Source organism: Pseudomonas sp. UBA3153, from assembly GCF_002364635.1.
GTDB classification, from domain to species: Bacteria; Pseudomonadota; Gammaproteobacteria; order Pseudomonadales; family Pseudomonadaceae; genus Pseudomonas_O; species Pseudomonas_O kuykendallii.
Map to the genome: position 1 here is coordinate 9,338 of NZ_DEYR01000032.1, position 24,606 is coordinate 33,943.

General features: G+C 63.2%; 23 protein-coding genes and 2 tRNA genes. 9 read left to right on the plus strand and 16 right to left on the minus strand.

Annotated features, from left to right (window positions below; translation table 11 throughout):
* Positions 1-1,227: 1,227 nt before the first annotated feature.
* A complete protein-coding gene (locus B2X67_RS07000) occupies positions 1,228-2,454 on the minus strand; it encodes a Fic family protein (protein WP_286785047.1) in 1,227 nt (408 codons plus the stop codon).
* Positions 2,455-2,780: 326 nt separating this feature from the next.
* Between B2X67_RS07000 and B2X67_RS07005 the strand changes: the two genes are divergently transcribed.
* Positions 2,781-3,041 (plus strand): pyocin activator PrtN family protein, encoded by a 261-nt coding sequence (locus B2X67_RS07005; RefSeq protein WP_286785048.1) that lies wholly within the window; start codon positions 2,781-2,783, stop codon positions 3,039-3,041.
* Here B2X67_RS07005 and B2X67_RS07010 read toward each other — a convergent pair.
* On the minus strand, positions 3,030-4,175 hold the full coding sequence (locus B2X67_RS07010) for a site-specific integrase (protein WP_286785049.1): 1,146 nt from the start codon (positions 4,173-4,175) through the stop codon (positions 3,030-3,032). The genes B2X67_RS07005 and B2X67_RS07010 overlap by 12 nt on opposite strands.
* 124 nt (positions 4,176-4,299) lie before the next feature.
* Between B2X67_RS07010 and dusA the strand changes: the two genes are divergently transcribed.
* Positions 4,300-5,304 carry a tRNA dihydrouridine(20/20a) synthase DusA gene (dusA, locus tag B2X67_RS07015; RefSeq protein WP_286785050.1) on the plus strand — a complete coding sequence of 335 codons (1,005 nt, stop codon included), beginning with the start codon at positions 4,300-4,302 and terminating at the stop codon, positions 5,302-5,304.
* Between the two features lie 131 nt (positions 5,305-5,435).
* A complete protein-coding gene (gene tal / locus B2X67_RS07020; RefSeq protein WP_286785051.1) occupies positions 5,436-6,362 on the plus strand; it encodes a transaldolase in 927 nt (308 codons plus the stop codon).
* A gap of 73 nt (positions 6,363-6,435) precedes the next feature.
* Here tal and rssC read toward each other — a convergent pair whose 3' ends face one another.
* Positions 6,436-6,918, minus strand: coding sequence for an anti-sigma factor antagonist RssC (rssC, locus tag B2X67_RS07025; protein WP_273229157.1), 483 nt, complete (start codon positions 6,916-6,918; stop codon positions 6,436-6,438).
* Positions 6,915-8,099 carry a two-component system response regulator RssB gene (gene rssB, locus B2X67_RS07030; RefSeq protein ID WP_286785052.1) on the minus strand — a complete coding sequence of 395 codons (1,185 nt, stop codon included), beginning with the start codon at positions 8,097-8,099 and terminating at the stop codon, positions 6,915-6,917. The genes rssC and rssB overlap by 4 nt, the downstream gene beginning before the upstream one ends.
* 215 nt (positions 8,100-8,314) lie before the next feature.
* On the opposite strand from rssB, the gene B2X67_RS07035 reads away from it, so the two are divergent.
* Positions 8,315-8,614, plus strand: coding sequence for a PilZ domain-containing protein (locus B2X67_RS07035; protein WP_090229174.1), 300 nt, complete (start codon positions 8,315-8,317; stop codon positions 8,612-8,614).
* Positions 8,615-8,670: 56 nt separating this feature from the next.
* Here B2X67_RS07035 and B2X67_RS07040 read toward each other — a convergent pair whose 3' ends face one another.
* Positions 8,671-9,372 (minus strand): MlaA family lipoprotein, encoded by a 702-nt coding sequence (locus tag B2X67_RS07040; protein WP_273229159.1) that lies wholly within the window; start codon positions 9,370-9,372, stop codon positions 8,671-8,673.
* Between the two features lie 305 nt (positions 9,373-9,677).
* Between B2X67_RS07040 and B2X67_RS07045 the strand changes: the two genes are divergently transcribed.
* Positions 9,678-9,944, plus strand: coding sequence for a DUF4404 family protein (locus B2X67_RS07045; RefSeq protein WP_286785053.1), 267 nt, complete (start codon positions 9,678-9,680; stop codon positions 9,942-9,944).
* Positions 9,945-9,980: 36 nt separating this feature from the next.
* Here the strand turns inward: B2X67_RS07045 and queF are convergent, their stop codons facing one another.
* From queF to B2X67_RS07070, 5 genes are all read right to left on the minus strand, one after another.
* On the minus strand, positions 9,981-10,811 hold the full coding sequence (gene queF / locus B2X67_RS07050) for an NADPH-dependent 7-cyano-7-deazaguanine reductase QueF (protein WP_286785054.1): 831 nt from the start codon (positions 10,809-10,811) through the stop codon (positions 9,981-9,983).
* A gap of 82 nt (positions 10,812-10,893) precedes the next feature.
* On the minus strand, positions 10,894-11,433 hold the full coding sequence (locus B2X67_RS07055; protein WP_286785055.1) for a cupredoxin domain-containing protein: 540 nt from the start codon (positions 11,431-11,433) through the stop codon (positions 10,894-10,896).
* A gap of 92 nt (positions 11,434-11,525) precedes the next feature.
* On the minus strand, positions 11,526-12,305 hold the full coding sequence (locus tag B2X67_RS07060; protein ID WP_286785056.1) for an ABC transporter permease: 780 nt from the start codon (positions 12,303-12,305) through the stop codon (positions 11,526-11,528).
* Complete coding sequence (locus B2X67_RS07065) at positions 12,302-13,234, minus strand: ABC transporter ATP-binding protein (protein WP_273229163.1); 933 nt, start codon at positions 13,232-13,234, stop codon at positions 12,302-12,304. Before B2X67_RS07065 ends, B2X67_RS07060 begins: the two co-directional genes overlap by 4 nt.
* Before the next feature lie 83 nt (positions 13,235-13,317).
* Complete coding sequence (locus tag B2X67_RS07070) at positions 13,318-13,938, minus strand: glutathione S-transferase family protein (RefSeq protein WP_286785057.1); 621 nt, start codon at positions 13,936-13,938, stop codon at positions 13,318-13,320.
* A 254-nt stretch (positions 13,939-14,192) separates the two neighbouring features.
* Between B2X67_RS07070 and B2X67_RS07075 the strand changes: the two genes are divergently transcribed.
* Together B2X67_RS07075 and B2X67_RS07080 are read left to right on the plus strand one after the other, a co-directional pair.
* A complete protein-coding gene (locus B2X67_RS07075; protein WP_273229165.1) occupies positions 14,193-16,640 on the plus strand; it encodes an acyl-CoA dehydrogenase in 2,448 nt (815 codons plus the stop codon).
* A gap of 107 nt (positions 16,641-16,747) precedes the next feature.
* The gene (locus B2X67_RS07080) at positions 16,748-17,155 is read left to right on the plus strand and encodes a PA2817 family protein (protein ID WP_286785058.1); all 408 of its coding nucleotides are present in this window, start codon (positions 16,748-16,750) and stop codon (positions 17,153-17,155) included.
* Positions 17,156-17,276: 121 nt separating this feature from the next.
* On the opposite strand, the gene B2X67_RS07085 is transcribed toward B2X67_RS07080, so the two are convergent.
* Positions 17,277-18,725, minus strand: a complete 1,449-nt coding sequence (locus B2X67_RS07085; RefSeq protein ID WP_286785059.1) for an MBL fold metallo-hydrolase — start codon at positions 18,723-18,725, stop codon at positions 17,277-17,279.
* A gap of 21 nt (positions 18,726-18,746) precedes the next feature.
* Positions 18,747-20,648 (minus strand): hypothetical protein, encoded by a 1,902-nt coding sequence (locus B2X67_RS07090; protein ID WP_286785060.1) that lies wholly within the window; start codon positions 20,646-20,648, stop codon positions 18,747-18,749.
* Positions 20,649-20,931: 283 nt separating this feature from the next.
* Here B2X67_RS07090 and B2X67_RS07095 point away from each other — a divergent pair, with 283 nt between their 5' ends.
* Entirely contained in the window at positions 20,932-21,951 is a 1,020-nt protein-coding gene (locus B2X67_RS07095) for a patatin-like phospholipase family protein (protein WP_286785061.1), read from the plus strand.
* 119 nt (positions 21,952-22,070) lie between these two features.
* On the opposite strand, the gene B2X67_RS07100 is transcribed toward B2X67_RS07095, so the two are convergent.
* Both B2X67_RS07100 and B2X67_RS07105 read right to left on the minus strand, forming a co-directional pair.
* Positions 22,071-22,146 (minus strand) — tRNA-Gly (locus B2X67_RS07100).
* A gap of 2 nt (positions 22,147-22,148) precedes the next feature.
* Positions 22,149-22,224, minus strand: a tRNA-Glu gene (locus B2X67_RS07105).
* A gap of 220 nt (positions 22,225-22,444) precedes the next feature.
* Between B2X67_RS07105 and B2X67_RS07110 the strand changes: the two genes are divergently transcribed.
* Entirely contained in the window at positions 22,445-23,215 is a 771-nt protein-coding gene (locus B2X67_RS07110; protein WP_090229208.1) for a hypothetical protein, read from the plus strand.
* A 9-nt stretch (positions 23,216-23,224) separates the two neighbouring features.
* Here B2X67_RS07110 and B2X67_RS07115 read toward each other — a convergent pair whose 3' ends face one another.
* On the minus strand, positions 23,225-23,707 hold the full coding sequence (locus tag B2X67_RS07115) for a GAF domain-containing protein (protein ID WP_273229171.1): 483 nt from the start codon (positions 23,705-23,707) through the stop codon (positions 23,225-23,227).
* On the minus strand, positions 23,704-24,594 hold the full coding sequence (locus B2X67_RS07120; RefSeq protein ID WP_286785062.1) for an ATP-binding protein: 891 nt from the start codon (positions 24,592-24,594) through the stop codon (positions 23,704-23,706). The genes B2X67_RS07115 and B2X67_RS07120 overlap by 4 nt, the downstream gene beginning before the upstream one ends.
* Between the last annotated feature and the right edge of the window lie 12 nt (positions 24,595-24,606).

Here is a 24,606-nt window from a genome sequence, read left to right on the forward strand (position 1 = left end):
GCCCCCCCCCCCCCCCGCTGGACCTGAATAATCACTCCGCGTCGTCATCCTGTGACCACCTTGTGTCGTTTTGCCGATCTTTAGCGGTAAGCGCGCCTGATTTCTTTGATTGCAGCCCCTGTCGTCGTCATCTGACAACCATCTGGTGTAGACGGCATGACGCAAATGGACTGGAGATTGTCTATGGGAACCTTCGTTGGCCTCGATATCGGCTAAAGCAACGTGATCAGCGCGCACGGAAAGCCGGATGTGGATGCTTATGATGTGGTCATTCGACCGACACAAGTTACGCCGCTAAATAGCTTTCCGGGCGATGCCGCATCTAGTTAGCTGGCGTTAGCATCGAAGCACTGGCGATTAAGGCTGTTACTGCGAGTGAGGTACTCCCTTAAAACATGGACATCCGCCAGCAATAATGCGCGCCATCCATTAATTGAACATGTAGCCACAGTGAATATTACATTAAGCTTGAACAGTCGCTACTGATAGGCTTTTCCATCAACCTCAGTATGTGCAGATTTTGCACACACTGCTTCACGATACAGCTCAATTTCTGAAAGACTTTACAGATATTCCAGCCAACTACGGGTTCTACTTACTTAGCGTTGACTGGATATTTCTGACGACCGCAAGCTAGTCGCTATTTTATATAATAGCTGCCTCACAGATATCTATTCCTTGCTTGAAGCGTTAAATAAATAGCCGAAAGCTACGACAGCATTCAGGGTTTTGACAAAAACGAATATATTCTTCTGTCAATAAAATAAACAGCAATTCTCTACGGTAAAAAGATACCGTCTAGCGCTGACCTTGATAAAGCTGCCAACCAAATCACTCACGCCGTAATGACGAAAAACAAACAAGGGCTACGAGTTTTTAAAGGGCACGCAGTTGACTCTATTTTCCTGGGTGGCGGTGCATATAAATACGAGAAATTTGCACAGTTGGAAGTTCCAGAGTCACACGATTGCCTATGGCAGATAACGCTTCGGATAGCTCAAGTGACCCGACGGCCCCAAATCAAAAAACTCAGTACTGAATCACCCGGCTTGCCCTAACCCGCCTGCTAGGCATTACGCAGAAGCTGATCCGCAAGTTAACCACTGAAATCAAATGGTCCTATGCGGGTGTTAAGCGCAATGCGAAACGCCCAGGGGCTCGTATCCAACCGATACACGCCCATGACGACTGATGAGCACTGACCGAGCGGCCAGTGCTGTCCTTTAGCTACTGGAACCTCCGATGAAGCTCGGGGAAGATCTCGCCGGCAAACCAGGCCGGCAGACCTGGCTCAATAATGCGTGCTTTAGGCGATTCGCTGTGCACCACGCCGAGACTCACCAACGCGGACAGCTCATCGGAGGCTTGGCGGGGGTTCAGGCCGGTGAATATCTTGAAATCGCTGCGAGGCATGCTGCCCTGAGTGAGCAGAGCCAACACCGCAGGTGCCGTGGTGGGTCGCACGCCGCTGTGTTGCAGCTGCTCGTTGTACTGAAATACCTTCGTCAGGCGAGCACGTAAGGTCACCGTATTCAGCGCCTCCGTCATGTAATCGACCTGGTCATGGCAGACATCGAGCATGAACTCGATGAACCCGAAGTAGTACCGCTGGGAAAGCTGGCCACGCCCATCCAGATCGCCCTGACGGGGGCTGTCCGCGAGAGCAAGGTGACGGTAGTAGTCCTCATGCCTACGTGCAAGCCCTCGGGATAGCGACCAAAGCATAGGCCTCAAACCCAGATAGCAGAGCTGCAGGTGTGTTTGCATGCGCGTAACCCGCCCGTTCCCATCTAAGAAGGGGTGTACGAAGGCGGTCCGGTGATGATTAGCTAGAATTGCAATCAGACGCCGGCGTGGGTCGGTAATTCTTCCGAAACTGCTCTGTAGGTGCAGAAGCATCGGGCGCACGGCTGCTGCCGCTGGAGCTGCGTGCTGGCCGACACGAACTTGCTCATTGTCCTCTGCACGCAGGCAGCCAGGCGACATTCGCCGCCCATCTTCGAGCGTCAGTGCTTCTGGGCTTGCGTGCTTGAACAGCCGGTGATGGATCTTCTCCAATAGAGTCGGGTCGAACATCGCTGAGAAACTATCACCCTGATAGCGGCGCATTGCACGCTCAAGCACGGCCTGCTCTTCCACGTGCTGGACTGCCAAGTCAGTCAGCTGCTTGCGATCACGCTTCGGAGCGTTTTGGGCACGCTGCAGATCCGCGATCTTGGTGTACTGACCTTCAATCAGGTTGGAGTAGTAGCTGTTGGTAAGCCGCAGTAGCTCGGCTACACGTGCAGAGGTCTCCGGTGACAAGCGTCCGGCCAGAAATTCGATCTTGCGTGGTAGCTCATCGGCTGAGTTGATGATCGACGCCGGCAAGCTCTCCGGTAGGACTGGATCTAGGTAGCTGCGGTCGGTGATCAACGGCATTCGGATAATTTCCCATGTGAAGCTTTCGCGCATTTTCCTGCGCACTTTATCAATGCATCGATGCTAGCAACCATGGGCGATTGCGGCCACTCACCATGGACACTGAGGCTTGTTTTTTTCCGATTTATTTTCCTGTTTCAGCGGAAATATCCGGCAAATAGTTGCAGCAGTCCCGAGCGGGACTCCCATGACCTATTTGCTCCTTTCGTTTCCGGCTGATCCTGCCCCTAGATTGGCTTCAATTTTTAGAGCCTGAACCATCTTTAATCTGTCGCCAAACCATCCAGATACGCGAACACGCGGAGGAGGCTTTCGTATTGAATGGCTTTGAAGGCTAGACAGACCCAAACGAGGCAAACATGAAAACCGCATTTCTGCTGATAACCCAATACGATGGCAAAGCCATCATCCCGCTCGAGCAGGTGTGCAAGGACTACTTTACCCACCTGACGCCGGACATGTTCCAGCGTAAGGTATTGGCCGGGCAGATTAAAATTCCGATCACCCGGCTGGAGAACAGCCAGAAGTCGGCCAAGGGCATCCACCTTCAGGACTTGGCGAACTACCTCGACGATCAGCGCGCCGCAGCTATCAAAGAGTGCAAGCAGCTATGCGCCTGACAGCTGCTTGCGTTTGGCTACTGCCGCACCGAAGGTCACAGGCATCGCTATGACCTTCGGCAGCCACTCCCAGCCCGCAAACGAATCCCCACGCCCGTGCAGGTGGGTATAGCGTCGCAGTGAGTTCCAGTCCCGGTGGCCAGAAACACTCGCCACCCGAGGAATATCCCAGTCCATCTCAAACAGCCTGCTCACGCCACCATGCCGTAGATCATGGAAGTGAAGATCCTCAATCTGCGTCCGCTCAATCGCCCGCCCCCACGCGCCCTGTATCGCATCACCCGTGTATGGGAATATCTCTTCATAGACCCTCGGCATGCTTTGCACGATGGCCCAAGCCTCTGGCGGCAGATGACACCAGACGTCGTTGCCCCACTTGTCGCCGGGGTTTTTCATATCCCGGACCAGCACCGCCTGCCGCGCTTCATCCAGGTCAGCCCAGCGTATGCGCACAATCTCGTCCTGCCGGCGCGTAGAGAACAAGGCAAACAGCACGACCTTCGGCATATGCACCGACTGCGGCCGGGCCTTCAACACATCACAGAACCGCTCAAGCATCTGAGCTAGCTCAGCCGGCGTCGGCCGGCGCTCGCGCTCGCGGCTCTTCATCTTGTAACCCAGCTTGTTGAGCACCATCCGCGCATCGGTCATGGCACCAGCCGGTACGTCATACCCCCACGCCGGCCGAGCAACTGACAGCACCGCCCCAAGGTGCGCCAGGTCATTACCGGCAGTCTGCGGCTGAACACCACCACCATCCGGACTCATTCGCCACAGCGCATAATCAACCAGCACCTGGCTAGTCATCTGCGCAGGCGTCATTTCACCCAAATACGAAGCAGCAATCGCACGCAGCGTGTACTCCTTCGTTCGCCCAAGCGGCTGGGCCTGCCCGACCTCAGCCAAGTACTTATCGATCACATCCTTGAGCAGGACACCGCCCTTCTTGGCGCGCTCAATTGCACCAGGCTCACTCAGCTCAGTCTCGCGGCGCTTCACCCACGCCTCGGCCGCCTTCTTGCGGGCGAAGGTCTGGCTCTCCGTGTAAACTTGCACTCCATCTTTTTTGATTCGAATCTGCGCGGTGTAACTGATCGTGCCGTCAGCCCTCTTTCGCGGTCTGATCGTTGCCATGGTGGTACATCCTGTCGGCCGGTGGTACATGCGAGCATTTGAGTGGTACAGCGTACCACCCAACTTTTAAGAATGCCCGCAAACCCCCAGAAACACGTCAGAAACGCGCACGCCGGAGACACCCATGCCACAAGGCCTAAACTCAGCAACCACGCCAGCCACGGTGCCTAGACGCTTCTCCGTTGCGCCGATGATGGACTGGACTGACCGCCATTGCCGGTTCTTCCTGCGCCTCCTCTCGCGCCATGCGCTGCTGTACACCGAGATGGTCACCACGGGCGCGCTGCTCAACGGCGACCGCGAGCGTTTCCTGCGCTACGACGAGGCCGAGCACCCGCTGGCGCTGCAACTGGGCGGCAGCGTGCCGGCCGAACTGGCCGCCTGCGCGGCTTTTGCCGAGCAGGCCGGCTACGACGAGGTCAACCTCAACGTCGGCTGCCCCAGCGACCGGGTGCAGAACAACATGATTGGCGCCTGCCTGATGGCGCACCCGACGCTGGTAGCCGACTGCGTGAAGGCGATGCTCGATGCGGTGACGATCCCGGTGACGGTGAAGCACCGCATCGGCATCAACGGCCGCGACAGCTACGCGGAGCTTTGCGATTTCGTCGGCCAGGTGCACGAAGCCGGTTGCACCAGTTTCACCGTGCATGCGCGGATCGCCATCCTCGAAGGCCTGTCGCCGAAGGAGAACCGCGAGGTTCCGCCGCTGCGTTACGACATCGCCGCCCAGTTGAAGCGCGACTTCCCTGGTCTGGAGATCATCCTCAATGGCGGGATCAAGACCCTCGCCGAATGCCGGACGCATTTGCAGACCTTCGACGGCGTGATGCTCGGCCGCGAGGCCTATCACAACCCCTACGTGCTGGCCGACGTGGATGGCGCGCTGTATGGCGACGAGACACCGCCGATCAGCCGCGCCGACGCGCTGCGGGCGATGCGCCCCTACATCGCCCGGCACCTGGCCGATGGCGGTGCAATGCACCACATCACCCGGCACGTGCTGGGCCTCGGCCAGGGATTCAACGGCGCCCGGCGCTTTCGCCAGCTGCTGTCGGTGGATGTGCACAAGACCCGCGACCCGCTCGGTTTGCTGGATCAGGCCATCGGGCTGCTCGAAGGGCACTGAAGGAAAATCCCAAGGAACGCCCGCCGCCCGATTCGATCAAAGCCCTGTCCGACCCGCCGGCCCGTCGCGCTCTCTTGAGCGGCGCTGGCCCCCTCGGGTAAGGTCAGGCCATCGCACAGGAAAGAGTCCCCATGACCTCGAAGCTGGAACAACTCAAGCAATTCACCACCGTCGTCGCCGATACCGGCGACCTCGACGCCATCACCCGCCTGAAGCCCGTGGACGCCACCACCAACCCTTCGCTGCTGCTCAAGGCCGCTTCCCTGCCCCGCTACGCCGAGCTGCTGGGTAATGCGGTGACCGGATGCGACGGCGACCTCGGCCTTGCCTCCGACCGCTTCGGCGTCGCGGTCGGCCAGGAAATCCTCAAGGTCATTCCTGGCCGAATCTCCACCGAAGTCGATGCACGCCTGTCCTTCGACACCGACGCCACGCTGCGTCGCGCCGAGCGCCTGATCGAGCTGTATGACAAGGCGGGTATCGGCCGTGAACGCGTGCTGATCAAGATCGCCGCCACCTGGGAAGGTATCCGCGCCGCCGAGGAGCTGGAAAAGGCCGGCGTGCAGACCAACCTGACCCTGCTGTTCTCCTTCGCCCAGGCAGCCGCCTGCGCGGATGCCGGCGTATTCCTCATCTCGCCCTTCGTCGGGCGCATCTACGACTGGTACAAGAAGGCCGAAGGCCGCGACTACGTCGGCGCCGAAGATCCGGGCGTCCAGTCCGTATCGCGCATCTACGCCTACTACAAGGCCAACGGCTACCAGACCGTGGTCATGGGCGCGAGCTTCCGCAACCTCAGCCAGATCGAGGAGCTGGCCGGCTGCGATCGCCTGACCATCAGCCCGGAACTGCTGCAGAAACTGGAGGAGGACCAGGGCGTCCTGGAGCGCAAGCTGAACGCCGGTGGCCAGGGCGAATCGCGCCTGGTGCTGGACCAGAGCCGTTTCCGCTGGGCAATGAACGAAGACCCGATGGCGACCGAGAAACTCGCCGAGGGCATCCGCCAGTTCGCCCGCGACCAGGAGAAGCTCGAGCTGTTGCTCGCCGCCAAGGTCTGACGCAGTCGCCTGAACGAAACGGGCGATCTCCCTGCGGGGATCGCCCGTTTTGCGTTATGGATTGCCTGAGCGGTCAGCTGCGTTCGAGTGCGTTCACCAGATCGTGGAACGCCTCGCGATTGGACTCGTTGAGTCCCATCAGGATGCGGTGCGCTTCGAGCACCTTGGCGCGCACGACCTCTTCCGACTGATCCTGCGACGGCAGGTCGGTCAGGCACTCGGGGCATGGCAGCGGGCGGTCGACGATGTTGAACACCTGGTCGAAGCCCATGGATTGCAGCAGGCGCGTGATGTCCGGATGGGTGGTGACCACGGTCGGCAACAGGCCGACCTTCTGCCGCGAGAGAATCGACAACTTGGCCAGCAGGCCGAGGGTGGTGCTGTCGATGCTGCGCGTTTCGGTGAGGTCGATGACGATCGCCGAGAAATTCAACGCCGTGAAAATCTGCTCGATCGTGGCATCCAGCGCCGAACACAGGGTCAGGCGTATCTCACCGACGAACTTGAGAACGAAGGTGCCTTCCTGCTCGGCAAACTGAATTCTACCGCTACTCATGCAAGGTTCCTGCTCAGGACCAGGAGGGCAATGTCATCCGGCATTTCGCCCAGCGTGGCCAATCCGAAAACCTGGCGCAACCCGTCTAGGGTGCCGCCAGCCGACCGCACAAGCTGCGGTAACTCGGCTTCCTTGTCTTTGAGCGTATCGCCCGGCAAAAGGTCCAAAATCCCATCCGAGAGCAGCGTCAGGCTGAACGCCTCCGGCAACTCCAGGAGGTTGTCCTCGTAGGTGGCCTCGTTGAACAGGCCGACCGGCAATCCCTTCCCCTGCAGGTAACGCGATTCCTTGCCATCGAAGAGCACGGGCAGCGGCAGATGCCCGCCAATGCTGTAGGTCAGCGTACCGCGCTCCTCGTCGATCACCCCTCCGACCATGGTCACGTGCTTGCCCAACTTGGTGTTGATCAGCCCGCGATTGATGTGGCCGAGCACTTCGGACGGTTTGAAGTCCGGAAGCACTCCGTTGCGCCGCGATTCGTAGAGCAGCCGGGTGGTCATGAACTTCAGCAGCACGGTGACGAAGGCGGACGAGGCGCCATGCCCGGATACGTCCGCGAGGTAGAACACGATCCGCCGGTCGTCGACACGGAAGTAGTCGACGAAATCGCCCGACAGGTACAGCGAAGGAATGATCTGGTGGGCGAAGTGCAGGTTGTCCGAGGTCCAGGGCGTCACCGGCAGCATGTTCATCTGTACATGGCGGCCGGCATTCTGGTCTTCCTGGAGCAGGTGCAGGCTGGCCTGCAACTCGCGGTTGGCATTTTCCAGCTTGACCCGGTAGCGGTCGTTTTCCGCCCGCAGGTAGGCACGGTCCAGCGCGCGACGCACCGAGTGCTCGAGTACGGCCAGGTCTTCCAACGGCTTGATCAGGTAGTCGGCGGCGCCCAGGCGCAGGGCCTCGACGGCATCGCTCATCACGCCGGCACCGGAAACGACGATGACCGGCGTCTCGACCTCCAGGGCGCCGATACGACGAATGAGCTCGAGCCCGTCGACCTGAGGCATGCGCAGGTCGCAGATCACCAGATCGGGATGTTCGCGTTCGAAGATCTGCAGGCCGGAAAGGCCGTTGCTCGCTTGCAGAACGCTGAAGCCGCTGTCTTCCAGATAGGCCGCGAGGCTTGCACGTACGGCCTCGTCGTCATCGATGATAAGCAGCTTGGCACTGGGATTGTGCATGAGGTATCCAGGCAAACGGCGCCGCGGACGGTTGGACTTATGCTCCTGGCCGATCAGCCAGGGCGCTTCACCGGTTCGATTCAGGCGCAGACGGTACTCCCATCCGCCAGTCGATTCAAGCATCTGGCCAGCATGGCCGGAGTGGCCTTTACACCTGAAATCGACGGGGGTTATAAGAGCCGGAACGCGCCGCACAATAACGAGAGGACACGGCCATGAGCCAGAATGATCACGCCTACAGCGAGAAACGCGATTTCATCCGCATGCGAGTCGAAGCCCCCGTGGTTCTCAGGCACGCCGGCCAGGAGATCCCCGCGCTGTGCCTGAACCTCTCCAGCACCGGCATGCAGCTGGAAGCCGAGTGCGCGCTGGCCATGGGCGACAAGGTCCAGGTGCACATCGGCTCCGACCACGCCCAGCTCAAGAGCCTCGACGCCGAGGCCGAAGTGGTGCGTGTCGCCGACCTGGGCGACGGACGGCAATCCCTCGGCCTCGCGATCCTGTCGATGAACTGAACCTGCGGAACAAAAAAGGCGGCCCGTGGGCCGCCTTTTTCATTTCAGCATCCGACTCAGAAGTCGTCTTCGACGTCGCCGTCCTTGACCCGGAACTCGCGGTTCTGCAGGTAGGCGTTGCGCAGGAACACGTACTTGTCGCCGCTGATCATCTTCTCCGCGTCCAGCAGGCTGGCGCGGGTGTCGATGGTGTCGACGGCGAAGGTCACGTTGCGGGTCGGCACATGGTCGATGTACGGGTAGACGTTGAGGAAGCTGTCCGGGATGCGCGCCGGCGCATCGCGCAGGGTGCTCGGACCGAACAGCGGCAGCACCACGTACGGGCCGCTGCCGACGCCCCAGGCGCCAAGGGTCTGGCCGAAGTCTTCGTCGCTCTTCTGCAGGCCCATGTGCTTGGCCACGTCGAAGAAGCCCAGCAGGCCGAAGGTGGTGTTGAAGATCAGGCGGCTGGTATCGACGCCGGCGTCATGCACTTTCCCCTGCAACAGGTTGTTGACCAGGTTGGTGACGTCGCCGATGTTGCCGAAGACGTTGTGAATGCCGTCCTCGAGGAACTGCGGGGTGACCGCCTGGTAGCCCTGGGCGAGCGGCTTCAGCGCGTAGGTATCGAGGGTGTCGTTGAAGCGGAAGATGCCGCGGTTGAAGCTCTCCCACGGATCTTCTTCAGCGGCGTGGGCGACCAGCGGAAGCAGTGCCAGGGCAACACAGGCGAACGAGCGTGCGACGCCCTGAATCCAGCCAGTACCGATGTCGCGCATGAGGTGTCTCCTTGAAAAATCCTGTGGCGGCCCGCCACGTCCGGGCGCGCAGTATAGGGCTTGATACAAAACCCGTGAAGCGTGCTCCGCCGCCGGTAGCGCGTCAGTGCCGGTTTCGCGGGGCGTTTTGTGCGCCTATCGACGCAGGGCTTGCCCGCGGTCAGCGAATCCGCTCGAACGCCGGCGGACTCATTGACCCACGCGCCCGCCGCGGCGTTCCCGGTGATAACCTGAAACCAATCTCACGGACCTTTCGAATCGGTGCAGGGTCCATGTTCTGGCTTATACAAGAAGGGAGAATCGCCATGTCTGCAAACGACCTGCAGCTGCAACTGGAAGACCTGCGCAAACAGCTGGACCAGGAACCGCCCCTCAACGATGACGAACGCGCGTCGATCATCGAGGTGATGAACCAGATCGAGATCCAGCTGGCCTACGAGAACACCCAGCCGCCCAGCCCGAATCTGGTGGACGGCGTGAACCTGGCGGTCGAGCGTTTCGAAGTCAGCCATCCCACCCTCGCCGGCACCCTGCGAAACGTGATGCAGACCCTCGCCAGCATCGGTATCTGATGCCGTCCACGCCCCGGCAACGCCGGGGCGCCTGCCTCACTGCCGGGCGAGTCGCCGGTTGTCGAAGGTCGTCGCGTGGTTGCTGCGATACGGGTTGATGTCCAGGCCGCCGCGGCGCACGTAGCGCGCATGCACGCTGAGACGCTCCGGCTGGAGCAGATCGAGCAGATCCAGATAGATGCGCTCCACGCACTGCTCGTGGAAATCCGAGTGCTGGCGGAAGCTCACCAGATAGGCGAGAAAGCGCGCGTGGTCGAGCTTCGGACCGCGATACTGCACCACCAGGGTGCCCCAGTCAGGCTGACCGGTGACCGGGCAGTTGGACTTGAGCAGGTGGCTGTGGAAGCTTTCCTCGATCACTCCGCCCGCGTTGCAGCGCAGCAGCTCGGCCCGAGGCCGGCTGAAGTCGTCGATCTCCACATCCAGCTCGTCGATGCACACGCCGGCTGGCTCGACGATGCCCTCCTGCGCCACCCGCCCCAGCGTCTTCAATGTCACTGCCACCGTCGCGCCGGCGGCAGCGGACAGGTCGCGGACCAGAAGCGCCTGCACCTCGTCACGGGAGGCGAAACGGGTCTGGTTCAGCGAGTTGAGGTAGAGCTTGAACGACTTGGATTCGATGATGTTCGGCGAGTCCGCCGGAATCGCGAACTCGCCCACCGCCACCACCGGCTTGCCCGACACCGTCAGCCAGGACAGCTCGTAGCAGTTCCAGTAATCCACGCCCGAATACGGCAGGCTCTGCGCGGTCAGGCCCAGCTCCGCCCATTTCGGCGCGCGCGGGATCGGAAACAGCAGCGACGGCGTGTAGGTGGAGACGTACTCGCTGGATTTGCCTAGCGGCGAGTGTTCAGCGGGATGTTGCATGGCGATGGACCTGACGGGGCGAAAACCGCGGCAGTCTATACAGTCGCCGCCCCGATAAAAACCGCAGGTGCCGGAAGGTGCCTCAGTCGATGCGGATTTCGCCCACCATTCCGGCCTGGTAATGGCCGGGCACGTTGCAGGCGAACTGCAGCCCGCTGGCCTGGGTGAAGGTCCAGACCAGCTCGCCGGTCTGCCCCGGCTGGACGAGCACGCTGTTGGGATCGTCATGGGCCATGCCCGCGGCCGGGTTTGCCTCGCCATGGCTCATCTCGACGCCGTGATCCATGCCCGCCATGTTCGCGTGCCCGGCCAGCGCACCGGCGCTCTGCATGTCGAGCATTTCGCGCTGGTGCGCCGCGTGCATCTGCGCATCGCCGAGGTTGAATTCATGGACCAGCTTGCCCTCGTTCTTCAGCACGAAGCGCACCGTCTCGCCGGCCTTCACTTCCAGCACCTTCGGCGCGAAATAGATATCGCCCAGCGTCACCTCCACCGTCCGGGTGGCATCGACAGCCTTGCCGGGCGCGCCGAAAGCGAAGGCCTGGGCGGGCGCATGGGCCTGGGCGAGCTGGCAGAACAGCGCCAGCGCGCCGCAGACGAGGGTGGAAGAACGTGACGGCATGCTGAACTCCTGAAAGTCGACGGGTACGAGTCGCCCGAGTATAGGAAGCAGCGCCGTGGCCGACGCTGCCGTGGATCAGCGACCGCCCCCGCTCACTGGCGCATGCCGCGACCGCTCACCAGCAGGCGGATGCACACCAGATAAAGGACCGCGGTCGCGCCCAGCATGAACACCACGGCGGTGCCGATATGGATGTCGGATACGCCGAGGATGCCGTAGCGGAACGCGTTGACCATGTGCAGGATCGGGTTGGCCAGCGACACCACCTGCCAGAACGGCGGCAGCAGATGGATCGAATAGAACACCCCGCCCAGGTAGGTCAGCGGCGTCAGCACGAAGGTCGGGATGATCGAGATATCGTCGAAGTTGCGCGCGTAGACCGCGTTGACGAAGCCGCACAGCGAAAAGATCGTCGCCGCGAGGAAAATCACCAGCACCGTGATGCCCAGGTGATGCAGTGTCAGGTGAGTGAAGAACAGCGACAGCACCGTGACGATCGCCGCCACCGCCAGCCCGCGCAGGACGCCGCCGGTGACGTAGCCGATGAGGATGATGTGCGGCGACACCGGCGAAACCAGCAGCTCCTCCACCGAGCGCTGGAACTTGGCGCCGAAGAAGCTCGACACCACGTTGCCGTAGGCGTTGGTGATCACCGACATCATGATCAGCCCGGGCACGATGTACTCCATGTAGCTGAAGCCGCCCATCTCGCCGATGCGCGCGCCGATCAGCCGGCCGAAGATCACGAAGTACAGCACCATGGTGATCGCCGGGGGCAGCAGCGTCTGCGGCCAGATACGCAGGAAGCGCCGTACTTCGCGGTAGACGATGGTCTGCAGGGCGACCAGGTTGGGACGCAGTTCGCCGCTCATCTCGCCACCTTCGCCAGGTTCTGTTCGACCAGGGACACGAACAGTTCCTCCAGCCGGTTGGTCTTGTTGCGCAGGCTCAGCACCTCGATGTTCTGCGCCGCCAGTTGGGCGAACAGGTCGGTGATGCCGAGACTCTTCTCCACTTGCACCTCGAGGGTGTGCGAGTCGATCAGGCGCGCCGGGTAGCCCTCCAGCTGCGGTTCGATCAGCAGCGACTCCTTCAGGTCGAGGAGGAAGGTTTCCGCATGCAGCTTGGCCAGCAGAGCCCGCATGCTGGTGTTCTCGACGATCTGCCCGTGGTCGATGATGCCGATATTGCGGCACAGCTGTTCGGCCTCTTCCAGATAGTGCGTGGTGAGGATGATGGTGATGCCCTTCTTGTTCAGTTCGGTGAGGAAGCTCCACATCGAACGGCGCAGCTCGATATCCACGCCGGCGGTGGGCTCGTCGAGGATCAGCAGGCGCGGTTGATGAACCAGCGCGCGGGCGATCATCAGGCGCCGCTTCATCCCGCCGGACAGCTCGCGGGACGCGGCGTTGCGCTTGTCCCACAGGCCCAGCTGGGTCAGGTATTCCTCGGCACGCTCGCGGGCCTGGCGCAACGGAATCCCGTAATAGCCGGCCTGGGTGGTGACGATGTCGAAGACCTTCTCGAACTGGTTGAAGTTGAACTCCTGCGGCACCACGCCGATGCAGCGCTTGAGCGCCGACGGCTGCGCATCGAGGTCGTGGCCGAACACGTTGACCGTGCCGCCGCTCTTGTTCACCAGGGTCGAGAGAATGCCGATGGTGGTGGACTTGCCGGCCCCGTTGGGGCCGAGCAAGGCGAAGAAATCGCCTTCGGCCACTTCCAGATCGATGCCCTTGAGGGCCTGGAAGCCGTTGCCGTAGGTTTTGGTCAACTGCCGGATGGACAGTGCAGAACTCATAATAAATGCACGCGCGAGAAAGAGAGTGGATTAGATAGGGGCGGAAGGTCCCGATTGCAACCGCGTGTTTCGTGGCACGGCGCTCAGGTGAGCGCCGTCATCACCGCACGCTGGAAGGCCGGACGCTCGCGCAGACGCGCATACCAGGCTTCCAGATTAGGCAGCGAGGGCCGTTCGATCGGCATCTCGAACCAGGCGTAGATGAAGCTCCCCAGCGGGATATCGCCCATGCCGAACGCCTCGCCGGACAGCCACGGCTGCCGGGCCAGAGCCTGTTCGGGAACCGCCAGCAGGTTGGCGCAGAGGCTACGCGCCGCTTCGATGGCGGCAAGGTCGCGGTCGGCTTCGGCAGTGCGCAGCATTCCCCAGAACACCGTGCGGTACGGCGCGGCCAGCGACGAGGTCATCCAGTCCATCCAGCGATCGGCACTGGCGCGCGCCTGCAGTTCCGCCGGCTGCAATCCGCCGTCGGCATGCTTGGCGCTCAGATAGCGGACGATGGCGTTCGACTCCCAGAGCACGAAACCGTCGTCCTCGATCAGCGGGACCAGGCCGTTGGGGTTCTTCGCCCGGTACTCCGCGTCGCCGACCACGCCGAAGGCGCCGCCGGCGTCGATCTGCTCGTACGGCAGGCCAAGTTCCTCGGCGCACCAGAGCACCTTGCGCACGTTGTTGGAGTTCCTGCGGCCCCAGATCTTCAGCATCACGTACCTCGGCTCGTTCCATTGCAATGGTCGAAGTCTACCTTCCCCGAGACCGTCATGGGCCATGGCGATGGGCGAACTCCCCTATCCGCCGGGGGTCACTATCCACGAAGCGGTCGGCCCGAGATGGACGATGATCCACCCGGGATCGCACCATGGCGATCCGCCCGAACCGCTCCTGCCGCCACCACGAACGGTGGCGGCCAGTTCCAGACAGCACTGCCTTCGAATGCTGTCTTCACGGAGGATTTCACATGCTGGTCGTTTGGTTGCTGGTTCTTGTCGTCGGCATCGCCCTGCTCGCCCACTGGCGTGTATCGCCACTGCCGTCTCTCGCCGCGGTCGCGGTCTACCTGGTCGCCATGGGCGTTTCCGGCCATGCGCCGGTGTTGCTCATGCTGGTCCTGTGGCTGCTGTGGCTGGCCATCGCGGTGCCGCTGGCGCTGCCCGATTTCCGCCGCCGGGTGTTCAGCGGGCCGCTGTTCAACTGGTTCCAGAAGGTGCTGCCGCCGATGTCGGCCACCGAGAAGGAAGCCATCGATGCCGGCACCGTGTGGTGGGACGGCGAGCTGTTCAGCGGCCGGCCCAACTGGGATGTGCTGCTCGACTATCCCGCGCCCCGGCTGACCGACGAGGAACGCGCCTTCATCGAGGGGCCGACCAACGAACTCTGCGCCATGGTCAGCGACTGGGACATCGCCCAGCGAATGGACCTGCCGCCCGAAGCCTGGGACTTCATCAAGGCCAACGGTTTCTTCGCCCTGATCATTCCCAAGCAGTACGGGGGCAAGGGCTTCTCCGCCTATGCGCACTCGCAGATCGTGATGAAGCTGGCGACCCGTAGCGGCGACCTGGCATCCACGGTGATGGTGCCCAACTCCCTCGGCCCGGCCGAACTGCTGCTGCATTACGGCACCGAGGAACAGCGCAACCACTACCTGCCGAGCCTCGCCAGCGGCCAGGACATCCCCTGCTTCGCCCTCACCGGCCCGCATGCCGGCTCCGACGCCGGCGCGATGACCGACAGCGGAATCATCTGCAAGGGCGAGTGGGAGGGCCAGGAAGTGCTCGGCCTGCGCCTGACCTGGGAAAAGCGCTACATCACCCTCGGGCCGGTCGCCACCCTCCTCGGCCTGGCGTTCAAGACCTACGATCCGGACCATCTGCTCGGCGAGCAGGAGGAACTTGGCATCACCCTGGCGCTGATTCCGACCTCCACGCCGGGTGTCGAGATCGGCCGCCGGCATGTCCCGCTGGGCGCGGCGTTCATGAACGGTCCGAACTCCGGCAAGGACGTCTTCGTGCCGCTGAGCTACATCATCGGTGGCGAGGAAATGATCGGCAAAGGCTGGATGATGCTGATGAACTGCCTGTCGGTCGGACGCTCGATCTCGCTGCCGGCGGTGGGCACCAGCGCGGCCAAGGCCACCGGTTACGCCAGTGGGCGCTACGCGCAGATCCGCGAGCAGTTCAACGTGCCGCTGTCGGCGTTCGAGGGTATCCAGGAAGCGCTGGCGCGTATCGGCGGCAACGCCTGGCTGATGGATGCTGCCCGCGTACTCACGGCCAATGCGGTCGACCTGGGCGAGAAACCCTCGGTGCTCTCCGCGGTGCTCAAGTACCACCTGACCGAGCGCGGTCGCGAGTGCATCGCCCACGCCATGGATATCCACGGCGGCAAGGGGATCATCATGGGGCCGAAGAACTACCTCGGCCGATCCTGGCAGGCGGCGCCGATCTTCATCACCGTGGAAGGCGCGAACATCCTGTCGCGCAACCTGATGATCTTCGGCCAGGGCGCGATTCGCTGCCATCCGTTCGTGCTCAAGGAAATGGCCCTGGTCCACGAACCGGACCGCGACGCGGCGCTGGTGAAGTTCGACCGCCTGCTGATGCAGCACATCGGCTTCGCCGTCAGCAACGCCGCCAGCACGCTGGTGCTCGGGCTCAGCTTCGGCCTGCTCGGCAAGGCGCCGGGGCGCGGCTTGTCGCGCAGCTATTTCCGCTCGCTGAACCGCCTGGCCGCGGCCTTCGCGATGCTCGCCGACCTCAGCATGATGCTGCTGGGCGGCGAGCTGAAGCGTCGCGAGCGGCTCTCCGCGCGCCTCGGCGACGTGCTCAGCTACCTGTACCTGGGCTCGGCGGCGCTCAAGCGCTTCCATGACCTGGGTTACCCGGCGGAGCAACAGGCGTTGTTGAGCTGGTCGCTGGAGGAATGCCTGGGCAAGGCGGAACTGGCGCTGGAGGGCATTCTTGCCAACTTCCCGAACCGTCTGCTGGGTGCCCTGTTGACCCTCGTGGTGTTCCCCTTCGGTCGCCGTCATCCCGGCCCGAGCGACGAGTTGGACGCCGAAGTGGCTGCAATCCTCGGCCGCCCCGAAGGCGACCCGGCGCTGGAGCAACTGCTCGACGGCTGCTTCCGCCCGCAGGACCCGAACGATGCGGTGGGCGGCCTGAAACACGCCTTCGATCTGCTCGCATCGAGTCACGCCACCTCGCGCAAACTGCACAAGGCGCTGAAGGACGACCAGTTCCAGCCCAAGGCCGGGCAGAACCCGATCGATGCGGCCCTCGAGGCTGGCGTGCTCAGCAGCGAGGAGGCTCACACCCTGCACCAGGCTGAAATCGCTCGGCGCGCGGTGATCGACGTCGACGACTTCGCTAAGGAAGACCTACTGCCCAGCGCCGACAAGGTGCGCTGATTCCCAACGGCGCGCCGGGCCGGCGTAACCCGGCCCACATCGGCTAGCCACATGGCCTGTCCTACGCGGCCCCGCTATGATGCGCGCCCCCACTTCACAGGTATCCCATGGCCACTTCATACATCAATCACAACCTGACCCTGCTGGCCCACCTGCGCGGCATCCTCATCGCCCTCGGCGAAGCCGAGCAGGTTCCGGATGAAAGCCATGCGCTGTTCGTCGAACGTTTCGACGAGCTGGTCAAGGCACTGCCGAACATCCCCGAGGAACGCCACCTCGGCCAGGACATGATCTGTCAGGTGTTCCACCGCTACCCGCAGATCGCCCATCTGGTGCCGCGCGATCTGCTGTGGTTCTTCGGCGGCGACTGCCTGCATTTCATGCCGGAGGAGGAAATCGCCCAGTTCCAGGACCTCGAGGAACGCCGCTTCGCAGCCGAAGAGAAAGGCGAACCCTTCGACTGGGGCCAGGAGCGTCAACTCCTGTCGCTGCCCGAGCAGACCGCCAAGCACTGACGGGCAAGCCGAAAAAAGGCCCTCGCGAATCGATCGCGAGGGCCTTTTTTTTTGTCTGCTGGGGTGCTCGCCTTCAGGCGGCCGGCCGGCATCGCCGAAATCAGGCTCGGTCATCGGCGCGTCATACCGCGCAGGGAATGCCCAGCTCGACCCACAACCCATCCTGCGCATAGCTCAGCTCCGCCGGAGCGCGGCTGCTGGTGGGGTTCTGCGCGAAGATATCGGCCTCGCGCTCGGGATCGCTGTCGCCGACCAGCACGCGGCGTTGCGTGCGTGCTTGCAACGCTGTCAGCAGTTCCGGGTAAGGCATCTGCCAGCCCTTGCCCTCGGCGACGGCCGCGACCACCGGGATCATCGCCACGAGGCGCGAGTCGGTCATCTTCTCGAGGCCAAGGGCCTTGGCGGTGGCGTTGTGGCTGCAATGGTGGCCGACCTTGTACAGCGTGACCCGCCGAAGGATGTCGTCCAGCACCTGTGGCGCCGGCTCGCCATCGATGGCGGCGCGCGGATAGGTCTGGTCGCCCCAGGAGATCCAGTTGCCGACCTGGGCATCGCCGGGGAACAGCAGTACCTGGCCATCGGGCAACTCGAACGCCAGCACCAGGCTGGTGTTGTTGGTGTCGGAATCCATCTTCAGGGCAATGCACTCGGCGCTGTCGAGCCATTCGTCCTCGATGTTCCGCCACGCCTGGTCGGCGTCGAAGTAGCGCTGCTCGACGCTCGCCAAAGGACCGGGAGGCTGGGCCATCCCCGCCTTTCGCGCCTCTTCTCGGCTGCGCCGGTGCGGCTGGGCGAAAGGCGAACCCTGCTCCACCACGGGCTCACCGAGCGCTCGCAGGGCGTGGTCCTCCAGTGCGATCGCCTCGTCGAGACTGCTCAGGTAAACCTCCTTGCCGGTGCCCGCCGATGGAAGGTCCTTGCGCAGGCGCAGCTCGTCGCGCGGCGGCCCCATCACGTTGACCTTCAAGGTCGGCGCCGCCCGCGGCCGGACCACGTCGCCCGGTTCCAGGTAGCACGTTGCCTGCCCGCCCGCCTTGCGCCGCAGCCGTTCGATGATCGACTGCTTGGCGCCTACTGCATCACCGCCGTCGGCAGGCGGGATGAATTCCGCCAGCGACGCCACCGTGCCGATCCTCGGGTCCTGGCTGAAGGCGCTGCTGGAACGGGCGATCGCGGTGACTTTCGCCAGCGCGCTTTTCACCCTGTCGAATCGGGCGTGCAGACGGATCGCCTGCGGATCGCTCGGGTTCTCCGTCCAGGCGAGCCAGAGCTCGTCGATGGTGAACGCGTCGCCGAAGAAGCGCTCCTTCTCGTAGAGGAAACCGGACAGGTGATCGTGGTGTTCGTGGGTCAGCACCACCAGATCCAGCACCCCGCCGGTGGTGGCGTGGAGGTCGTCGACGATGCGCCTCATCTGCTCTTTCGCGCCCTTCACGCCTTGCAGCACGCCGCAATCGATGAGGATGTGGATGTCGCGTTCGGCCTGGCCGTAGCGCAGCAGAAAGCAGTCGCCGAGGATGCCGCGGTACATGCGTACCGCCATGGAGCCGTTGGGAATGGATGCGCCCATGGGGTCAGACTCCGCGGTGGGTCATGGCGAACGGATTGTCCTGCTTGCGCGGCCCCGGTAGGTCATCGCCAGTCCGGCCTGCCCGGCCTGCAGGAAATGGCGTTGAGCATCGAGGCGAACACCGTCGTCGATGCGCTTGCGGATCACGTAGCGCAGCGAGCCGTCGCGCAAGTCGATGATCAGCGTGGCGCCGCCGCGAAAGGTGAAATCCCAGCTGCCGGGTTCCGCCGGTGCCAGCGGGAGGGCGTCCTGCGCCAGTTGTCGTTCTTCGGAGAAGTAGCCGCGACGGCGCTGGGTGATCTCGATCACCAGTTGCCGCAGATCCTGCCCGTCCGGTCCGGCGCGCCGGCTGGTGCGCACCGAATGGACTTCGACGGCAGGCTGCCTGGCATGCCCGCGCGTGCCGGGAAACAGCGAACCGGCGATGCCCTCGGCCGCCTCGCGGGCCATGAACCAGACGCCGAGCGTGCGCTCCCACTGCGGATCGCTGGCCTGGGAGCGCATCAGCCATTGCCAGACCAGCAGGCGGTTCTCCTCGGACTGGGCGAAGGCCTTGTCGCGCCGGTACTGCGGCGTCAACCGCAACTGGGCGGCGGTTTTCCCGTGTGCCGAGTATTTGAACTGCAGCAACTCGTCCACCGCCGGCGGGTCGATGGGCGACTCCCAGAGCAGGCTGTCCGGCGCCAGCGACAGGCACCGGTCGGGCAGGATGCCGCGACGGCGAAACGCCTGGATCACCGCCAGGCGGTAGTGCATCGGATCGTCCGGCACCAGATCGGTGTCGGCGGTGACGATGGCGCGCAGGAACTCGCCGAAGTGCACGTCCACCGGCGGCAGGTAATCCAGCGCGCGGATGCACAGGCGCAGCACATGATCGGCGGACTTCACCGCCTCGCGGGTCAAGCGCTCGATCAGTTCGGGCGCCAGCGGCCGCGGATTCTGCTCGTCGCCACCGAAAAGGCGCATCAGGTCCGCCGTGCGTTGCTCGTAGATGGTGACGAAGGCATCGAAGATGGCCGCCACCAGGATCGCGCCCCGCTCGTGCGGTTCGGTCAGCGTCGCCAGCAGAGTGGGATCGGGCAACTGGTCGCCGTTCTTGTCGTCGATGGCTTCGCGCAGCGCCGCGTAACGCCCGGTCGCCTCGCCGAACTGGCGCGCCAGCCCAGTGAGCCAGGAACGTTCGGACAGGCGACCGCGGCGCGTAGCCAACTGGCTGGAAACGACTTCCGGCAGGGTGAAATGCATCATTAGTGCGACGATGTCGGCGAATGCCTCGTGGAAAGCCAGGCTGTCGACGCTGGTCGACTCGATGTAGCGCCGATGCAGCCCGTCGAGGATCGCATGGGTGGTTTCGTGGGCGACGATGTCGTGGGACAGCGCGGTGAACACCCAACCGCCCGGCAGGTTCACCCCCGGATCGCTCAGCGACGCCTTGAAGTAGCCGAACAGCAGGGCTTTCTTGCTCGGGCTGTAATAGGCGTTGGCCTCGCGCAGCGCATGCGGATAGATGCGCAGCTTCGGCACCGGCTGGTACTGCTCGCCATCCCAGATGGGCGACCAGAAGATCTTGCGCCCCAGCGCCCGCTCGAACAGCTTGACGGTCTTCATGGCCACGGCGAATACCATCTGCTGATGGAAACGCGGATCGCCCTCGGACGGCGTCAGGCCATCCTGCGCCAGCAGATGCGGGTGGTTGAGGTCCACCGGCTGGTAGAACTGGTCGCTGGCGGGATCGACGTCGATGACCTCCAGGTATTCGTTCACCGGCCCCGGCGAAATGCCCTCCTCCCAGCGTTCCTCCCAGGGAATCGACACCGTGGCGTGGTTGATCCGTGCCGTCTCGATCAGCGTCGAGGCCTGTGGATCGAGGGCGTACACGCGCAGCTTGCGCATGGCCGGTTGCAGGTAGTCGGAGTTGCCCATCGGATGTCCTTGCCAACGGCGTTGACCGAACGTACTGAACGGCAGGAAGACTCAAGCACTGCCGGGGTGTTTGCAGTCAAGAGTCGAATCAGACCCCTGTCAAAAGCCGTCCATAGACCGATTCGGCCTCATCGCTATCGCCACATCGACTAGCCGAAGGGCGATTTCACCCGCCCGGGTCGTTGGCGCTTCCCAGCGCGCTGCTAGCCTATGTCGCAGCTTCAGCCAGCGATGTCAGCGCTTCTGGCCAGATGCTCCCGCAAAAGCCACAGAGGACATCGACATGGCGATCGAGCTGAATGGACAAAGCAAACGAATCGGGCTGGCGCTGTCCGGCGGAGGATTTCGCTCGGCGGCGTTTCATCTGGGCGTGATGCGCCAGCTCGAGGCGCTCGGCCTGCTCGGCAAGCTGGACCTGATCAGCTGCGTCAGCGGAGGCAGCATCGCCGGTGCCAGCGTGGCGCTGAACTGGCAGGCGCAGAACAGGCTGGGGCCGCTCGACAGCTACCTGCGTACCCAGTCGATCGCGGTAGCCTCGTTCATTGGCGGCGCCCTGGACATCTTCGAGACCCGCCTGGAAAAACTCGCCGACTCCTACGACAAGCATCTGGTAAGCGGAAAAACGCTGGCGGCCTTGAGCGCGGGTCCACGCCTCTATCTGAACGCCACCAACCTGGCGACCGGGAACCTGTTCTTCTTCGTTTCCGGCGGCGGCAAACCCAGCGAACTCGGCGAGTACGAACTCGGCGTGATCGAAGCACCGGCCTTCCCCCTGAGCCTGGCAGTCGCGGCGTCCTCGGCGTTTCCACCGGTCTTCCCGCCGCTTCGGCTCGGCCCCGACCGCTACCAACCGAAGACCGAGTTCGCCATGGAGTACGTGACCCTGACCGACGGTGGCGTCTACGACAACATGGGCATCAACCCGCTGCTGGCGAAGAGAAATGCACTGGACTACCTGATCGTCAGCGACGGCGGCAAGCCCTTCGCTCTCGACAGCCGCCCCACGGAATCCGGCGCCATCGTCCTGAAGGCCGGGCTGGATATCATGATGGAACAGATACGCGGCCTGGAATTCGACCGCCTCGAGCATCGCGCCCTGGCCGGCGTCGGGCCGAAACCGATGTGGTTCTCCATAGACAGCACCGAAGGCGAGGCCCAGGCCGGCGACGCCGCTTTCGCCTCGGCCATCGATACCAACCTGAGGCGGCTGTCCGAAGCGGAAATGAACGTACTCACCCGGCATGGCGCCGCATTGGTGAAAGCACGCCTCGAGAGGTACGCAGCGGAACTGCTGGCCGGCTAGCTTCGCTGGGGACGCCGCGCGGGAGAGCACCGCGCATGGGAAGAATGCCGAAAACGAAAAAGGCGGCCCAGAGGCCGCCTTTTTTGGCTATCAGGCTTTGGTGAGCCTGACTGCAGATTTGGAGCGGGAAACGAGACTCGAACTCGCGACCCCGACCTTGGCAAGGTCGTGCTCTACCAACTGAGCTATTCCCGCAATGGCGTCCCCTAGGGGACTCGAACCCCTGTTACCGCCGTGAAAGGGCGGTGTCCTAGGCCACTAGACGAAGGGGACGCAGCCCGGAACTTACAACTTCTTTTCCGGCTTCTGGCGTTTCGCTTTTGGCTTCACGCTGGAAGTGGCGCGCATTCTATTTAGCCTTCGAAAGGTCGTCAAGCACCCTTCAAATATTTTTTTAAATCAACGACTTCAACTGCTGTCAGCGCGCCACTATCGGATGACACGCCAAGCCTCTACACTCGGGCAAAACGCGCACACTACTAAGGTGAAGAAGATGTCACCCATCGTCATTTCGGTTCTGGTAGCCGCCGGCATCCTGCTATTGCTGGGCATCGGCTACATCAACCACATGGTGGAAAACAACGCGCTGGAGAAAGCGCGGCTGCGCGCTGACCTCACGGACCGCACCCGTCGCATCGGCGATCTGTCGGAGGTCTTCCCCGGGCAGTACATGACGCCGTCGCTCAAGCTGCTGCTGGTCGGGCTGGAGCTCAAGCTCAGCGAACGGCTGCTGACGGTCGACAAGAACAACGCCGAGCTGCGCGCCCGCATCGCCTACCTGCAGCCGCTGTTCGCCCAGGGTGAAGGCATAGTCCCGGGCAACCCGCCGCAGCCGATCAACAATGACGGTCAGGCCAAGGAAGTGCGTTTCCAGCTGGAAACGCTGCACGGGCAGATCACCCGCGCCGCGCAGGAAGGCCTGCTCTCGGCCAACGATGCCAAGCAGTGGATCGCCAACGTGCGGCACATCCTGGTGCTGCTCCACATCGAGTTCTTCACCAACCTCGGTCAGCAGGCGCTGCAACAGAAGCTGCCGCGTCAGGCGCGGCTGGCTTACGAGCGTGGCGTGCAGTTCCTGCGCAAGCAGCCCAACGTCGCGCAGTACAAGGCAGAGCGCGAGAAGCTGGAGCAACAGTTGGCGCAGACCGAAGCGATGATCCTCGCCTCCGACCAGCCACATCTGGAAGAAAACACCGAGCTGAATGCCGGCCTGTCGCAGCTGGAGGAGGATGACGTCTGGCAGAAGAAGAAAATCTACGACTGAGGACTACGCTCAGCAGTCGGTCAGCCGCAGGAAGATCGCCGCCAGACGCTCCAGGCCCTGCTGGTCCGCCTCACCGAAGCGGGCCAGGTCGGGGCTGTCCAGGTCGAGCACGCCGATCAGTCGCCCGTCCTTAAGCAACGGAATGACCAGTTCGCTGTTCGAGGCGCTGTCGCAGGCGATGTGACCCGGAAATGCATGCACATCCTCGACCCGCTGGGTTTTCCCGGTTGCCGCCGCGGTGCCGCAGACGCCACGCCCGAAGGGAATCCGCACGCAGGCCACCTTGCCCTGGAACGGCCCCAGCACCAGCTCCTCGCCACGCGCCAGGTAAAACCCCGCCCAGTTCAGCGCGCCAAGCTCATGAAACAGGAACGCCGAGAACTGCGCCGCGTTGGCGATGAAATCGCGCTCGCCGGCCAGCAGCGATTCCAGTTGCGCCGCCAGCAGGCCGTAGCCTTCGAGGCCCTCGCCGACCTCGTCGAGCGCGATCATGCCTCGGTCCCCAGCAATTGCAGCCCGACCCACTGGCGGGCGAACTGGTACGCGCAGCGCCCGTTGCGGTTGCCACGACCCGAAGCCCAGCGGATCGCCTGCTTCTCCAGCTCCTCGCTCCATTGCCATTTCAGGCCCGCCTGTTCCGCCATGCTGCCGATCCAGTGGCGCACGACATCGAGGAAATGCTCCTGGGTGAAGGGATAGAAAGACAGCCATAGGCCGAAGCGGTCGGACAGCGCAATCTTGTCCTCCACCGCCTCGTTGGGGTGCAGCTCGCCATCCACCATCTGCCAGTTCTCGTTGTCGCTCTGCTTCTCGGGCACCAGGTGGCGGCGGTTCGAGGTGGCGTAGAGCAGCACATTCTCCGGCGCGCGCTCCAGCGAGCCGTCGAGCACGCTCTTGAGCACGCGGTAGTCGCCCTCGCCCGCCTCGAACGACAGGTCATCGCAGAACAGCACGAAACGCTGCGGCAGACGCATCAGTTGCTCGACCACCCGCGGCAGATCGGCCAGGTGATCCCGCTCGATCTCGATCAGGCGCAGGCCAGCGGCAGCGTTTTCAGCCAGCAGCGCCCGGACCAGTGACGACTTGCCGGTGCCCCGAGCGCCCCAGAGCAAGGCGTGGTTCGCCGGCAGGCCGTCGAGGAACTGCCGGGTGTTGCGCGCCAGCTGCTCGCGCTGGCGGTCGACGCCGATCAGGTCGTCGAGGTTCAGGTCGAGGCTGACCTGCAAGGGCAACAGGAAACCGGAGCGCCCTTCGCGCTGCCAGCGCGCGGCCAGGCAGTGGTCCCAGTCGAGCGGAGGGCGCACCGCCGGGAGCAGCGGATCAAGGCGGGCCAGGAGGCTTTCGGCACGTTCCAGAAAGGCGGACAAACGGGGTTCCATCGAATACTCCTG

Coding starts and splice junctions, on each gene's coding strand:
- B2X67_RS07000 (WP_286785047.1), bottom strand. CDS start 2,454: ATGCGCGAAAGCTTCACATGGGAAATTATCCGAATGCCGTTGATCACC.
- B2X67_RS07005 (WP_286785048.1), top strand. CDS start 2,781: ATGAAAACCGCATTTCTGCTGATAACCCAATACGATGGCAAAGCCATC.
- B2X67_RS07010 (WP_286785049.1), bottom strand. CDS start 4,175: ATGGCAACGATCAGACCGCGAAAGAGGGCTGACGGCACGATCAGTTAC.
- dusA (WP_286785050.1), top strand. CDS start 4,300: ATGCCACAAGGCCTAAACTCAGCAACCACGCCAGCCACGGTGCCTAGA.
- tal (WP_286785051.1), top strand. CDS start 5,436: ATGACCTCGAAGCTGGAACAACTCAAGCAATTCACCACCGTCGTCGCC.
- rssC (WP_273229157.1), bottom strand. CDS start 6,918: ATGAGTAGCGGTAGAATTCAGTTTGCCGAGCAGGAAGGCACCTTCGTT.
- rssB (WP_286785052.1), bottom strand. CDS start 8,099: ATGCACAATCCCAGTGCCAAGCTGCTTATCATCGATGACGACGAGGCC.
- B2X67_RS07035 (WP_090229174.1), top strand. CDS start 8,315: ATGAGCCAGAATGATCACGCCTACAGCGAGAAACGCGATTTCATCCGC.
- B2X67_RS07040 (WP_273229159.1), bottom strand. CDS start 9,372: ATGCGCGACATCGGTACTGGCTGGATTCAGGGCGTCGCACGCTCGTTC.
- B2X67_RS07045 (WP_286785053.1), top strand. CDS start 9,678: ATGTCTGCAAACGACCTGCAGCTGCAACTGGAAGACCTGCGCAAACAG.
- queF (WP_286785054.1), bottom strand. CDS start 10,811: ATGCAACATCCCGCTGAACACTCGCCGCTAGGCAAATCCAGCGAGTAC.
- B2X67_RS07055 (WP_286785055.1), bottom strand. CDS start 11,433: ATGCCGTCACGTTCTTCCACCCTCGTCTGCGGCGCGCTGGCGCTGTTC.
- B2X67_RS07060 (WP_286785056.1), bottom strand. CDS start 12,305: ATGAGCGGCGAACTGCGTCCCAACCTGGTCGCCCTGCAGACCATCGTC.
- B2X67_RS07065 (WP_273229163.1), bottom strand. CDS start 13,234: ATGAGTTCTGCACTGTCCATCCGGCAGTTGACCAAAACCTACGGCAAC.
- B2X67_RS07070 (WP_286785057.1), bottom strand. CDS start 13,938: ATGCTGAAGATCTGGGGCCGCAGGAACTCCAACAACGTGCGCAAGGTG.
- B2X67_RS07075 (WP_273229165.1), top strand. CDS start 14,193: ATGCTGGTCGTTTGGTTGCTGGTTCTTGTCGTCGGCATCGCCCTGCTC.
- B2X67_RS07080 (WP_286785058.1), top strand. CDS start 16,748: ATGGCCACTTCATACATCAATCACAACCTGACCCTGCTGGCCCACCTG.
- B2X67_RS07085 (WP_286785059.1), bottom strand. CDS start 18,725: ATGGGCGCATCCATTCCCAACGGCTCCATGGCGGTACGCATGTACCGC.
- B2X67_RS07090 (WP_286785060.1), bottom strand. CDS start 20,648: ATGGGCAACTCCGACTACCTGCAACCGGCCATGCGCAAGCTGCGCGTG.
- B2X67_RS07095 (WP_286785061.1), top strand. CDS start 20,932: ATGGCGATCGAGCTGAATGGACAAAGCAAACGAATCGGGCTGGCGCTG.
- B2X67_RS07110 (WP_090229208.1), top strand. CDS start 22,445: ATGTCACCCATCGTCATTTCGGTTCTGGTAGCCGCCGGCATCCTGCTA.
- B2X67_RS07115 (WP_273229171.1), bottom strand. CDS start 23,707: ATGATCGCGCTCGACGAGGTCGGCGAGGGCCTCGAAGGCTACGGCCTG.
- B2X67_RS07120 (WP_286785062.1), bottom strand. CDS start 24,594: ATGGAACCCCGTTTGTCCGCCTTTCTGGAACGTGCCGAAAGCCTCCTG.